A 13,529-nucleotide genomic window follows, 5' to 3' on the forward strand; every position below is an offset into this window, starting at 1 on the left:
GTGCACATCAAGGCTTATTGCTGCACGGTCTGGCCGATGGCGCGGATGATCACGCGCCGGTTCGGCTGCAGGCACTTGATCAGCTCGGCGCGCGGCGCGACGTTGTCGCACGCCACGACCGGATCGGCCTTGCCGAAGCCTTCGGCGGTGATGATGCTGGCCGGGATGCCCTGACTGACCAGGAAGTCGCCGACCGACGCCGCACGCTCCTTGGAGAGTTTCAGGTTGTACGCGTCGGAGCCGATGCGGTCGGTGTAGCCGGCGATATTGATCGCGGCCTGCTGCGGCTGCGCGGTCTTGATCTGCTGGACGATGGTCGCAAGCTCGGCCTGGCCCGCGTCGTTGAGCTTGGCGCTGTTGAACGCGAACAGCACGTCGCCGTTGAGCTTGAACTCCATCACCTGCGGTGCGGCGGCTACCGGCGCCGGGGCAGGCGCGGCGACCGGCACCGGTGCCGGCGCGCCGCCGAAGTGGTAGGCAACGCCCAGCGACAGCAGGCCGTTGTCGGCACGCAGGCCGTTATCCTCGGCCTTGCCCAAGTGGTTGGTGTACTGGTATTCGAAGCGGGTCGACCAGTTGCGGTCGATGTTGTACTCGAGACCGAGGGCGGCCAGTGGCGCGGCGCCGTCATGCTTGTCGCCAAATGCGCCGCTCGCGCGGTAGCCCATCACACCCAGGCGCGCGTAGGCGTCGAGCTTGTCAGTCACCGGAGTGCTGAACTTGCCGGAGAGCTGGATACCCTGGAAGCGCTGCTTCGCCTCAAGACCAGCTGCGTTACGGATACCTTCCTTGCCCAGCCAGTCGTAGCCGCCTTCCAGCGCGAACCAGTCGTTGAACTGGTAGCCGACAAAGGCGCCGGCGCCGACCTTGTCGCTGTTGCTGGTGTCGCCGTCGGTCAGTCCAAGACCGTAATCCTTGCTGTAGTAATCGGACCAGCCCACCTTGCCGCCGACGTACCACGGCTCGTCGACATTGGCCGCGTGGACGATGGCGGGCAGCGCTGCAGCGACTGCGACGGCAAGCAGGGAACGCAGGGGATATTTCATTTTTAGTCTCCACAAGATAAGGGGAACGCGGGCAGCGCCGGAAAATGATTTGCGCGCACCTCAGTACCAGTAATGGCACAGCGCATGCGGGTTTGCCGCCTTTGTGTTGCCCAAACCGCGAAATGCAGCCGATCGATGTAAAAAAATGCAAAATTCCTGAACTACGCCGAACCCCCACGTGAAAATCGTTGCCAAAATGCAACAAAGCCGCCCCGAGGGGCGGCTTTGTGTACACCTTGACAGCGACGATCAGAACACCACGCGTTCCAGCATCTTGTCGTCGTGCTCGCGAAGCGAAAAGTCGAAGTCGTCGACCATGATCACCTCGCGCTTGAGGCGGCGCGCCGTCTCGAGCGCGTCGTGCTCGGCCTGGCTGATCAAGCCGCCGGCGAGTGCCTCGGCGAGGCGTTCGCGCGCGGTGATCGTCTTGAAGCGGCCCTCGCGGGCGAGCTTCTTGAGCTTGCCTTCCAGGGGCTCGGTCTCGATGATCGCGCGCATCGCAGGCTCGAGCACGCCGACCGCGTCGCGCGCGTCCTCGGGCTTGAACACGCCGTGCACCAGACGGTCGCGGCTGCCGCCCGGGGTCATCAGCAAGCGGGCGATGCGGGTGCCGTCCTTGTCGGAGGCCGGACGCAGGGTCAGGCCCCACGGGAAGATCACGCGGCGCAGCACCCAGGCGAGCGGGCGGCTGGGCAGGTTGGCGAGAAAGCCGTCCATCGCCTGCTGCACATCATAAAGCGCGTTGCCGACGGCAAAACGCACCAGCGGCAGGTCGTCCTTCTGTGCGCCCTGGTCTTCGTAGTGCTTGAGCGAAGCGGTCGCGATATAGAGGCCGGAGAGCATGTCGCCCAGGCGCGCCGACAGCTTCTCGCGGAACTTCAGCGTGCCGCCGAGGCTGAACATCGCCATGTCCGAGAGCAGCGCGAACGCGCTGGAGAGACGGGTCACCCGGCGATAGTAAGCCGCGACCTCGCCGCCCTTCGGGCTGCCGGTGAAGCGGGCGCCGGTCGCACCCAGCCACAACGAACGCACCACGTTGCTCAGCACGAAGCCGATATGGCCGGTGAACGCGTCGTCGAACTCGCGCGCGTCGTTCGCCATCGACGCCTTCATCTCGCGCAGCACGAAGGGATGGCAGCGGATCGCACCCTGGCCGTAGATGATCATCGAACGGGTCAGGATGTTCGCGCCCTCGACGGTGATGCCGATCGGGATCGCCTGGTAGGCGCGGCCCAGGTAGTTGCGCGGCCCGAGCACCACGGCCTTGCCGCCGTGCACGTCCATCGCGTCGTTCAGCACTTTGCGCATGCGTTCGGTGTTGTGGTACTTCAACACCGCCGAGAGCACCGACGGCTTCTCGCCTGTGTCGAGGCCGACCAGCGCCAGGTCCTGCGCGGCTTCCATCTGGTAGGTGTAACCGCCGATGCGCGCCATCGCCTCGTCGACGCCCTCGAACTTGCCGATCGGCAGGCCGAACTGGTCACGCACGCGGGCGAACGCGCCGGTGGTGAACGAGGTGAACTTGCCGGTCGCAACCGACATCGCCGGCAGCGAGATGCAGCGGCCGACCGACAGGCACTCGACCAGCATGCGCCAGCCCTTGCCGGCCATCGCCTGCCCGCCGATGATCCAGTCCATCGGGATGAACACGTCGCGGCCCCAGGTCGGGCCGTTCATGAACACCGCACCGCCCGGGTAGTGGCGGCGGCCGATAGCCACGCCCTCGTGCTCGGTCGGCACCAGCGCGCAGGTGATGCCCAGCTCTTCCACGTCGCCCAGCAGGTGATCCGGGTCGTACATCTTGAACGCGAGGCCGAGGATGGTCGCCACCGGCGCCAGCGTGATCCAGCGCTTCTCCCAGCTTACGCGGATGCCGAGCACGTCCTCGAAACGCTCGCCGGTACGCGGGTGGGTGTAGCTGCCGCGGCAGACGACGCCGTAGTCGGGAATCGAACCTGCGTCCGAGCCGGCCGACGGGCTGGTCAGCGCGAAGCAGGGAATCTCGAGGCCACGGGCCAGGCGCGGCAGGTAGTAGTCCTTCTGCGCCTCGGTGCCGTAGTGCTGCAACAGTTCGCCCGGCCCCAGGGAGTTGGGCACCATCACCGACACGGCCGCCGAACCGCCGCGGGTCGCGATCTTGGTGACCACCTTGGCGTGCGCGTAGTTGGAGAACTCGAGGCCGCCGTAGCGCTTCTTGACGATCATGCCGAGGAAGCCCTGGTCCTTGATGAACTGCCACACCTCAGGCGGCAGGTCCTTCAGTTCGTGGGTGATCTTCCAGTCGTCGATCATCCGGCACAGCTGTTCGGTCGGGCCGTCGATGAAGGCCTGCTCTTCGGCCGAGAGCTTGGGCGCGGGGAAGGCGAGCAGGCGCTTGAAGTCAGGCTTGCCCGAGAACAGGTCGCGGTCCCACCAGACGGTGCCGGCGTTGATCGCCTCCTGCTCGGTCTGGCTCATCGCCGGAGTGATTTTCTTGAAGATGGCGAACACCGGGCCGGTGAAGACTAGGCGGCGCAGCGGCGCGACGTTGAGCACGGCCGCGACAACCGCGAACACTGCCCACACGGCGACCGGGACGGCACAGCCGCCGACCAGTTGCAGCGCGGCGAGCCACAGGCCGAGCGCGATCGTCCACAGCAGCAGGGGCGCGCGCCAGTAGGCGAGCACGCCGACGGCCAGGATCAGGGAAATGGCGTATAGCATAGGGTTTTTTCCTCGTGTTAACCCCGTTTACGCCCGTCTCAGGACTGGACCAGGCCCGCCACGACAAAGGGAAGCAGATGGCGGACGATCGCCTCGGGGTCCCGCGCAGTCACCACCGGGCTCTTGCGGAAGATCTTGAGGACGTCGTTGCCGGCGAAGGCGTTGAACATCAGGCTGAACGCGAAGTGCATCCGCCAGGACAGCTCCTGCTCGGGGAGTTCGGGCAGCGCGCGCGAGAACGCCCGCGTGTAGCGCTCGACGAACTGGCTGTACTCGCGCGACAACGCCTCGCGCAGCAGCCGGTGGTTTTCCACCAGCGCGCGCGAGAGCAGCCGCACGAACAGCGCGCCGCCACCGCTGGGGTCGCGCGACAGCGCAAGGCAGGGGCGGATGAAGGTCATCACCACCGCCTCGATCTTGTCGCCCTCTCCCCTGCCTTCGACCGCCTCGAGCTCGGACAGGCAGGCGGCGATCAGCGGCGTGAAGCGCCGCATGAACACCGACTCGAACAACGCGTCCTTGGAGCCGAAGTGATAGTTCACCGCCGCGAGGTTGACCCCCGCCTGCTGGGTGATCATGCGCAGCGAAGTCGCCTCGAAGCCGTGCTCCACGAACAGGAGTTCGGAAACCTCGAGTATGCGGCTGGCGGTATCCGGGCGATTCGCTTCCATGTTTTTCTGGCCTTTGTTGTGGATTGCCCGGTCCGCGAAGTCCTTGCGGGCTTTCGAACAGGCGTTTGAAACATACGTTTTGCCTTGAATGATGTCAAGCATTTTGCACATCGCATAACAGGAAACGGCAGCCATTCTAGCTGCCGTTTGATAAGAACGTATGATTTTTCGAGCAATCGTTCTACTTGAGCAAACCCCGCGCGAGGTCGCCCTTCAGGTCGTCCACATGTTCGAGGCCGACCGCGACGCGCAGCAGGCCCTCGACGATGCCGGCCTTCTCGCGCGCCTCGGCGCTGATGCGCGCGTGCGTGGTCGACGCCGGGTGGGTGATCGTCGTCTTCACGTCGCCCAGGTTCGCGGTGCGCGAGATCAGGCGGCAGGCGTCGTACACCGACCACGCCGCCGCGCGGCCGCCCGCCACCACGAAGGACACCACCGCGCCGCCGCCCGACTGCTGCCGCGCGGCCAGCGCGTGCTGCGGGTGGCTCGCAAGGCCCGGGTAGTAGACGCGTTCGACACCCGGCACCGTTTCCAGATACCGCGCCAGCTCAAGCGCGCTCGCGCACTGCTGCGCCATCCGCACGTGCAGCGTCTCCAGGCCCGAGAGCAGCACCCATGCGTTGAACGGCGAGAGCGTCGGCCCCGCGGTGCGCACATGGAGGTAGACCTGCTCAATCAGCGCGTCGGCGCCGACCACCGCGCCGCCCAGCACGCGCCCGTGCCCGTCCAGCGACTTGGTCGCCGAATGCACGACGAGATCCGCGCCCAGTGCGAGCGGACGCTGCAGCGCCGGCGTGCAAAAACAGTTGTCGACCACACTCAAGGCCCCGGCTTCGCGCGCGAGCGCGGCGACCGCCGCGATGTCGACGATCTCGGTCAGCGGGTTGGACGGCGTCTCGAGGAAAAAGAGCCTGGTCGACGGGCGCAGCGCCGCGCGCCAGGCCTCCAGGCTCGCCCCCTCGACGAAGCTCACCTCGACGCCGAAACGGGCGAGCCCGAGCAGCAGGTTGGTGGTCGAGCCGAACAGGCTTTGCGAGGCGACCACATGGTCGCCCGACTTGAGGAAGGTCAGCATCACCGCCTGGATCGCCGCCATGCCGCTGGCGGTCGCCTGCGCGCGCTCGCCGCCTTCGAGCGCGGCCAGCCTCGCCTGGAACGCGGCGACGGTCGGGTTGGTGAAGCGCGAATAGGTATAGCCGTCCTGCTCGCCCGAGAACATCGCGGCGGCCTCGGCCGCGTTGGCGTAGGTGAAGCTGGAGGTCAAAAACAGCGCCTGGCTGTGCTCGCCGAAGGCTGAGGTCTCGCGGCCGGCACGGATCGCCAGCGTCTGGGGGTGGTATTGGGCTTCGCTCATGGGAGTCTCTTTGTCGTTCTTGGCGGCACGCACGCGCATGCCGCTGACAACTTACCAAAAAAATGGCCGCCGTCATACGACGGCGGCCGGCTTTGCGCGTACCTGCGCTTACATCAGGTTCTGCTCGGCGACATTGAGGTTGAGGTCGAGCATCTGCTCGCTGCCGTCGGCACCCTTGCCCGCCTTGCGGGCGGCCTCGACGCGGTCGAGGTAGGCGTCGTCGATGTCGCCGGTCACGTACTCGCCGGAGAAGCAGGAGTTCTCGAAGCGGGTCAGTTGCGCATTGACGGTATGCACGGCCTCTTCCAGCGCGGCGAGGTCCTGGTAGAACACCGCGTCGGCGCCGATCTCGGCGGCGATCTCGCGCTCGTCGCGGCCGGTCGCCAACAGTTCGGCGCGGGTCGGCATGTCGATGCCGTACACGTTGGGGAAACGCACCGCCGGCGCGGCCGACGCGAAGTACACCTTGTTGGCGCCGGCGTCGCGCGCCATCTGCACGATTTCCTTGGAGGTGGTGCCGCGCACGATCGAGTCGTCGACCAAGAGCACGTTGCGGCCCTTGAATTCGCAGGCGACCGGATTGAGCTTCTGGCGCACCGACTTCTTGCGCACCGCCTGCCCCGGCATGATGAAGGTGCGGCCGATATAGCGGTTCTTGATGAAGCCCTCGCGGTACGGCAGGCCCAGGCTGGTCGCCAGTTGCAGGGCGCTCGGGCGGCTGGTATCCGGGATCGGCACCACCACGTCGATGTCGAGTTCGGGTAGCGCGCGGCGGACCTTGTCGGCCAGCATGTCGCCCATCACCAGCCGCGCCTGGTAGACCGACGCGCCGTCGATCACGCTGTCCGGCCGCGCGAAATACACGTATTCGAACAGGCATGGCGCGTGCACGTGGCCCGGCGTCACCACCCGCGCGTTGAAGTCGCCGGCAAAGTCGACGTACACGCATTCGCCGGGCGCAACGTCGCGCAGGATGGAGAAGCCCGAGCAGTCCAGCGCGACCGACTCGCTGGCGAACATGTATTCGGTGCGGCCGTGGTGCTCGGCGGTGCCGATCACCAGCGGGCGGATGCCGTTCGGGTCGCGGAACGCGACGAGGCCGTAGCCGGCGATCATCGCGACCACCGCGTACGCACCCTTGACGCGGCGGTGCACGGCGGCGACCGCGTCGAAGATCGCGTCGACCGACAGTTCGAAGTCGACCACGCGCTGCGAGAGTTCGTGCGCGAACACGTTGAGCAGCACTTCGGAATCGGAATTGGTGTTGATGTGGCGCAGGTCGTGGCGGATCATCTCCGCCTTCAGCGCCTCGGTATTGGTCAGGTTGCCGTTATGCGCGAGCACCACGCCGAACGGGGAGTTGACGTAAAAGGGCTGCGCCTCGGCCAGGTTGGACGCCGAACCCGCGGTCGGGTAGCGCACGTGCGCGATGCCGGCGTTGCCCTGCAAGGAGCGCATGTTGCGGGTGCGGAACACGTCGCGCACCATCCCGCTGCCCTTGTGCATGTGAAAGGTCTTGCCGTGGGCCGTCGCGATGCCCGCCGCGTCCTGACCGCGGTGCTGCAGCACCTGCAGTCCGTCGTACAGGAGCTGGTTGACGGGCGAGGCCGCCACGACGCCGAGAATTCCACACATATTCAAACTTCCCCGATTGAAGAACTGCTTGTTGTAATCCGGGCGGCAGCGCCGCCTTTAACCGTAACGGATGCGGCTGGCCAGCGCCTGCGGCAGCCAGGGCCTGAGCGACAAGGCGACCGACTGCAGCGGCTCGGCGAATACCGCGTCCCGCCACACCGGCTGTTGCGGCAGCGTCGACAGGCCGCCGACGAGCACCAGCACCGTCGCGAGCAGCAGGCCGCGCACCAGGCCGAAGATCACGCCGAAAAAGCGGTCGACGCCGGAGAGCCCGGTCGCGCCGAGCACCCCGACGAGCGTGGTACGCAACAGCGCGGTCGCCAGCCAGCAGCCGAAGAAGAGCACGACAAAGCCGCCGATCAGTTGCAAGCCCTCGCCCGGCAAGGGCAGGAAGGGCGCGGCGACCGCCGCGTATTCCTTGGCGACCCACAGGGCGACCAGCCACGAGGTCAGCGACAGGATCTCGGCGACCAGGCCGCGCATGAGCGCGACCAGCATCGAGCCGGCGACGATCGCCAGCATCACGTAATCGAAACTCGTCATGTCATTTGCTCACGACGATGCCGCTCACCCCGGCGCGCGACAGCCGCGCGAGCGCCGCGTCGGCTTCCTGCCGGCTCCCGAACGGCCCCATGCGCACCCGCACCACCTCGCCCTTGCTGGTAGTGACCTTGCTGAAGCTGGCCGACAGGCCGTTGGCCGCGAGGCGCGCGCGCAGCGCGTCGACCTTGGCCGGGTCGGACAGCGCCGCCAGCTGCACCATGTAGCGCGTCCCCTGCGGGTTCGCCTCGGCCGCCTTGGCCGGCTGCTTGTGATCGTCGAACGACGCGCGCCCTTCGAGGATGGCCAGGGGGTCGCGCTCGGGCGCGGCCCTGGGTTTGGGCTCGGGCTTCGGCGCGGGCTTGGGCGCCGGCTTGGGTTCGGGTTTCGGCGCAGGCTTGGGGGCAGGCTCGGGCGCTACTGCCGGCGTGACGGATGGCAGCGGCAGCACGGGCTTGGCCGCGGCCGCCGGCTGGGCGGGGGCCGGCGTCGCCGGCAGCGTCACCACCGCGCCGTCATCAGGCAGCGCGGCTGGCAGTTCGGTCGCACCGGCGGGCGGCAAGGCGTCAAGGGGCGCCGAAGCGGCATCGGCCAGCGGCGCGGACGCCGGCTGCACCGGCAGGGCGGCCGGCTGGCTGGTTTCCAGACCGACGATCTCGATCGCCTCGGGTTTCATCTTCTGGTCGGGAATCGCGCCAACCACGTTCCACAGCACCGCGGTCGACACCAGCACCAGCACGATCGCGCCGACCAGACGGCGGCGCGCACGCTTCCTGAGCTGCACGAGTTCCTGCTGCTGGGAGAGTCCTGCCATGTCGATTTCAAGCCTCGCTGCGCGCCGCCATCACGGCGGCGACGGTATGGAACGATCCGAAGACGCAGATTCTACCATCGTCGCCCGCCTCCGATAAGGCGGCATGCCAGGCGCTTGCGATGTCGGGGAAACGGCGCACGCCCCCCACCCCGCTGTCCGCGAGCCGCGCCGAGAGTTCTTCCGCGCTCAGCGCACGCGGCCCTTCCAGCGGCGCCACGTACCACGCGTCGAAGTCGTCGCGCAGGGTGTCGACCACCGTCTGCATGTCCTTGTCGGCGAGCATCGAGAACACCGCGATGCGGCGCGACGCAAACGGCAGCTGGCGCAGCCCCTGGGAGAGCGCGCGCGCCGCGTGCGGGTTGTGGCCGACGTCGAGCACCACCTGCGGACGCCCCGGCAGCACCTGGAAGCGCCCCGGCCAGCTCACTTCCAGCAAGCCGCGCTTGACGGCGCCCAGGTCGACCGGCAGGCGTTCGCGCAGCGCGTCGATGATGGCCAGCGCGCACGCCGCGTTGCCCAGCTGGTACGCGCCGCGCAGCGCCGGCTGCGGCAGCGCGAAGCGGCCGCGCTCGCCCGCTCGGAAATTCCACTGCGCGTCCAGACGCTCGTAGCGGTAGTCCTGCCCCAGCAGCATGGCGCGCGCGCCGACCTTGCCGATCTGCGCGACCAGCGACGCGGGCGGGTTGGGGTCGGCGCAGATCGCGGTGCGTCCGGCGCGGTAGATGCCGGCCTTCTCGAAGCCGATCGCCTCGCGGGTGTCGCCGAGGAAGGCCTGGTGGTCGAGGTCGACGCTGACCACGGCGCTGACGTCGGCGTCGAACACATTGGTCGCGTCGAGCCGCCCGCCCAGGCCCACCTCGAGCACCGCGACGTCGACCTTCGCGTCGACGAAGGTCTTCATCGCGGCCAGCGTCCCGTATTCGAAGTACGTGAGCGAGACGTCGCCGCGCGCCGCCTCGACCGCCGCCAAACCATCGACGATGGTCGCGTCGCTTGCCGGCGCAAGGTCGATGGCGACCCGCTCGTTGTAATGCAGGATGTGCGGCGAGGTATAGGTGCCAACCCGGTAGCCCGCGCACCTGAGGATGGTCGACACCATCGCCGCGACCGAGCCCTTGCCGTTGGTGCCGCCGACCAGCATCACCGGGAAGGCGGGCGAGAGGCCCATCGCCTGCCTGACCGCGTCGACGCGGGCAAGGCCCATGTCGATCGCGACCGGGTGGATCGCTTCCAGGTAGGCGAGCCAGTTCGCAAGCGGCGCGTGGCGGTCAGGCTTTTGCATCGGGGTCTCCGTCTAGCAGGGGGCGTTGCCAGCGCAAGTGCACGCGCAGGCGGCGCAAGGATTCGGGGTCGGTGCTGTCCGGCCACAACACCAGCCGGTAGCGGCGGTGTGCGGCGCGGCACACCAGCACGGTCAGGTAGCGGCTGGCGAGCGACGCGTCCGACACGGCACAGGGCCCTTCACCGCCGGGCAGCAGGTAAAGGTCGCCCGCGGCGTCGACGCGTAGGCCGGTGACCGGCCGCCGCCAGGGCAAACAGCCCTCGCTCGCCAGTACCATCAGCCACGCGGCAAGCACGGCCGGCAGCAGCCAGGCCGGCAGTGCGTAGTAAACAACGGCCACGGCAAAGGCGGCCGCGAAGAGCGTGGCGAGCACGAGTGCCAGGCGCGAAGGGCGCGCCAGCAGCACGAAGGGGCGCATCGCCACCGGCGGCGCGCCCGTGCTTACGCGTCGAGCGCCGGGCTGTTCTCGATCGGCTCGTCGACCGAGTCGAGCACCAGGGAGTGGAACTCCACGTCGAACCACTGCCAGAACACCATCAGCGAGCGGTCGGCCGGCCAGGCGGCCTCGTCCTCGTGCCAGCTGGCGAGTTCCTGGCGGAACAGTTGCTCGGCGCGCTCGTCGACCCAGGCGACCGCCTCTTCCGGCTCGTCGTACTCGGGCACCAGCAAGGCGGTGCAGTCGGCGCGCAGGTTGTCCAGGGTCAGGTCGACCATATCGTCCCCGGCGACGCTGGTCAGCCAGTCGAGAAAGGGCTGGCGCGGCTTGATGATGGCTACGGAACGGTCGACGAAATACATGGACTCACCTTCAGGTCTGGGATGCAAATGATGCGGGCCGCCAGGGCAAAGCCTGCGCCCGCGCGCATTGTACATGCTGTGCGCGGATCGCGCTTGGGCGCGCAGCAGGCCGTCCCTGCTACAATACGCGCCATTGCTAGCTCTCACCGATAACGACCCCATGGCGCTGATTACCGTCGAGAAGGCCTCGCTCGCCTTCGGACACCACGCATTGCTGGACCAAGTCGACTTTGCCCTCGAGCCGGGCGAGGTCGTCGGCCTGATCGGCCGCAACGGCGCAGGCAAGTCCTCGCTGATCAAGGCTGTCGCCGGCGAAATCCGCCTGGACGACGGCCGCATCAACATGAAGAACGACCTCTCGGTCGGCTGGGTGCCGCAGGAGCCGCAGTTCCTGCCGGGACAGACCGTGTTCGACGCGGTCGCCGAAGGCCTGGGCGCATTGCGCGACTCGCTCGCCGAGTACCACAAGCTCACCCGCGAGCTGGGCCACGGCGACGATAACGCGCGCCTGGCACGGCTGACCGAGATCCAGCACGAGATCGAGGCGCAGGACGGCTGGGCGTTCGACGCGCTGATCTCGACCGCGCTCACCCACCTCGGGCTTGACGCCGACGTCAGCGTCGACAGCCTCTCCGGCGGCTGGAAGAAGCGCGTCGCGCTGGCGCGCGCGCTGGCCGCCCGCCCCGACGTGCTGCTGCTCGACGAGCCGACCAACCACCTGGACGTCGCCGCCATCGAATGGCTGGAGGGCCTGCTCAAGGCCTTCACCGGCGCCGTGCTGCTGATCACCCACGACCGGCGCTTCCTCGACAACGTCGCCACCCGCATCGTCGAACTCGACCGCGGCGTGCTGCGCAGCTACCCGGGCAGCTTCGGCGCCTACCAGGTGAAGAAGGCCGAGGAGCTCGCCGTCGAGGCCGAGCAGAACCGCGTGTTCGACAAGTTCCACGCGCAGGAAGAGGTCTGGATCCGCAAGGGCATCGAGGCGCGCCGCACCCGCAACGAAGGCCGGGTGCGCCGCCTGGAGGAGATCCGCCGCGAGCGCGCCGCCCGCCGCAACCGCGTGGGCCAGGTCAACTTCCAGCTCGACGCGGGCGAACGCTCGGGCAAGCTGGTCGCCGAGCTCGAGCATGTCAGCAAAGGCTACGACAACCGCGTGCTGATCCGCGACTTCACCACGCGCATCCTGCGCGGCGACAAGATCGGCCTGATCGGCCCGAACGGCGCCGGCAAGACCACGCTGCTCAAGCTGATCCTGGGCGAGATCACGCCCGACAGCGGCACCGTCCGCCAGGGCACGCGCCTGGAGATCGCCTACTTCGACCAGTTCCGCGAACGCTTGAACGAAGACGAGACGGTGTTCGACACGCTGGGCCAGGGCAACGACTACGTCGAAGTCGGCGGCCTGCGCAAGCATGTGATGAGCTACCTCGAGGACTTCCTGTTCGACCCGGCCCGCGCCCGAAGCCCGGTGCGCTCGCTCTCCGGCGGCGAGCGCAACCGCCTGTTGCTCGCCCGACTGTTCACCCGCCCGGCCAACGTGCTGGTGCTCGACGAGCCGACCAACGACCTCGACATCGACACCCTCGAACTCCTGGAAAACCTGATCGCCGATTACGCGGGCACCGTGTTCCTGGTCAGCCACGACCGTGCCTTCCTCGACAACGTGGTCACCCAGGTGGTCGCGTTCGAGGGCGACGGCAAGCTCGAGGAATACCCGGGCGGCTACCAGGACTGGGTCGACGCGAGGGCCCGCATGGCCGAATTCGCCCCCGCCGCCAAGGCCTCCGCCCCGGCGGCCGCGCGCGAGAACAAGGCCGAACGCCAGAAAAACCGCGCGCAGAAACTCAGCTTCAACGAGACGCGCGAGCTCGCCGCCCTGCCCGACACGATCGCCGCGCTGGAGGCCGAGCAGGCCGCGCTCAACCAGCAACTGCTCGACCCGGCGGTCTATCGCGACCAGCCGCAGGACGCGCGCCAGTGGCAGGCCAGGATCGAGGCGATCGAGGAAGAACTGCTCGAGAAGCTCGCGCGCTGGGAAGAACTCGAAGCCAAGCAGGGCTGAACCATGGCTAAGCGCCTCGCCACCTTCGGCCTGATCCTGCTCATCGCGGCGTGCTCGAGCACGCCGCCGAAAAAACCGCCGCGCCCCAGGCCTACGCTCGCGCTCTCCTCGCTCAAGGCGGAAGGCGCCGGGCGCGAGGTGTTGATGGTGACGATGAGCCTCTTGGGCATCGACTACCGCTTCGGCGGCAGCAACCCCGAGGCCGGCCTCGACTGCAGCGGCATGGCCGGCTACATCTACCGGCAGGCGCTCGGGGTCGAGTTGCCGCGCACCGCGGCGCAGATCGCCGAAGCCAGCCGCCCGGTCACCGATACGCGGCTGCGCGTCGGCGACTTCGTGTTCTTCAACACCATGGACCGCCCGTTCTCGCACATGGGCATCTATATCGGCGACGGCAAGTTCGTGCACGCGCCGCGCACCAACAGCCAGATCCGCGTCGAATCGCTGAGCAACCCCTGGTTCCAGGCCCGCTACCAGGGTGGGCGCACCCTGTTCCAGTAGCACCCTGCGCGCACTTTCACGCCGCGCCCGTGCCGGCGAGAAAGTGCGCACCAGCCGCCGGCACACGCCACCTTTTCCTGGCAAGCGGACGTAAAACCCGTCCGCGCAAGCACAGGCTCG

12 protein-coding genes are annotated in these 13,529 nt (G+C 67.9%); 2 read left to right on the plus strand and 10 right to left on the minus strand.

The window, feature by feature from the left end; genetic code table 11:
• Positions 1 to 14: 14 nt before the first annotated feature.
• The 10 genes from ompA to E5K04_RS02010 form a co-directional block, all read right to left on the minus strand.
• Positions 15 to 1,046, minus strand: coding sequence for a porin OmpA (gene ompA, locus E5K04_RS01965; protein WP_136551218.1), 1,032 nt, complete (start codon positions 1,044 to 1,046; stop codon positions 15 to 17).
• Positions 1,047 to 1,295: 249 nt separating this feature from the next.
• Positions 1,296 to 3,749 carry an acyl-CoA dehydrogenase gene (locus E5K04_RS01970; protein ID WP_136551219.1) on the minus strand — a complete coding sequence of 818 codons (2,454 nt, stop codon included), beginning with the start codon at positions 3,747 to 3,749 and terminating at the stop codon, positions 1,296 to 1,298.
• Between the two features lie 38 nt (positions 3,750 to 3,787).
• Positions 3,788 to 4,420: a TetR/AcrR family transcriptional regulator gene (locus tag E5K04_RS01975; protein WP_136551220.1), complete on the minus strand. Its 633-nt coding sequence runs from the start codon at positions 4,418 to 4,420 to the stop codon at positions 3,788 to 3,790.
• A 181-nt stretch (positions 4,421 to 4,601) separates the two neighbouring features.
• A complete protein-coding gene (locus tag E5K04_RS01980) occupies positions 4,602 to 5,774 on the minus strand; it encodes an O-succinylhomoserine sulfhydrylase (protein ID WP_136551221.1) in 1,173 nt (390 codons plus the stop codon).
• 108 nt (positions 5,775 to 5,882) lie between these two features.
• Positions 5,883 to 7,409 carry an amidophosphoribosyltransferase gene (gene purF / locus E5K04_RS01985; RefSeq protein WP_136551222.1) on the minus strand — a complete coding sequence of 509 codons (1,527 nt, stop codon included), beginning with the start codon at positions 7,407 to 7,409 and terminating at the stop codon, positions 5,883 to 5,885.
• A 57-nt stretch (positions 7,410 to 7,466) separates the two neighbouring features.
• Positions 7,467 to 7,952, minus strand: a complete 486-nt coding sequence (locus E5K04_RS01990; RefSeq protein WP_136551223.1) for a CvpA family protein — start codon at positions 7,950 to 7,952, stop codon at positions 7,467 to 7,469.
• A 1-nt stretch (position 7,953) separates the two neighbouring features.
• Positions 7,954 to 8,763: an SPOR domain-containing protein gene (locus tag E5K04_RS01995; protein ID WP_136551224.1), complete on the minus strand. Its 810-nt coding sequence runs from the start codon at positions 8,761 to 8,763 to the stop codon at positions 7,954 to 7,956.
• Positions 8,764 to 8,770: 7 nt separating this feature from the next.
• Positions 8,771 to 10,045, minus strand: coding sequence for a bifunctional tetrahydrofolate synthase/dihydrofolate synthase (gene folC / locus E5K04_RS02000; RefSeq protein ID WP_136551225.1), 1,275 nt, complete (start codon positions 10,043 to 10,045; stop codon positions 8,771 to 8,773).
• Entirely contained in the window at positions 10,032 to 10,463 is a 432-nt protein-coding gene (locus E5K04_RS02005) for a protein YgfX (RefSeq protein ID WP_168929129.1), read from the minus strand. Before E5K04_RS02005 ends, folC begins: the two co-directional genes overlap by 14 nt.
• 23 nt (positions 10,464 to 10,486) lie before the next feature.
• The gene (locus tag E5K04_RS02010) at positions 10,487 to 10,843 is read right to left on the minus strand and encodes a hypothetical protein (RefSeq protein ID WP_136551227.1); all 357 of its coding nucleotides are present in this window, start codon (positions 10,841 to 10,843) and stop codon (positions 10,487 to 10,489) included.
• A 160-nt stretch (positions 10,844 to 11,003) separates the two neighbouring features.
• Between E5K04_RS02010 and E5K04_RS02015 the strand changes: the two genes are divergently transcribed.
• On the plus strand, positions 11,004 to 12,908 hold the full coding sequence (locus tag E5K04_RS02015; protein ID WP_136551228.1) for an ATP-binding cassette domain-containing protein: 1,905 nt from the start codon (positions 11,004 to 11,006) through the stop codon (positions 12,906 to 12,908).
• A 3-nt stretch (positions 12,909 to 12,911) separates the two neighbouring features.
• Positions 12,912 to 13,409 (plus strand): C40 family peptidase, encoded by a 498-nt coding sequence (locus E5K04_RS02020; protein ID WP_136551229.1) that lies wholly within the window; start codon positions 12,912 to 12,914, stop codon positions 13,407 to 13,409.
• The last annotated feature ends 120 nt before the right edge of the window (positions 13,410 to 13,529 follow it).

Origin of the sequence: Crenobacter intestini (assembly GCF_004919095.1) — a bacterium.
GTDB lineage: Bacteria > Pseudomonadota > Gammaproteobacteria > Burkholderiales > Chromobacteriaceae > Craterilacuibacter > Craterilacuibacter intestini.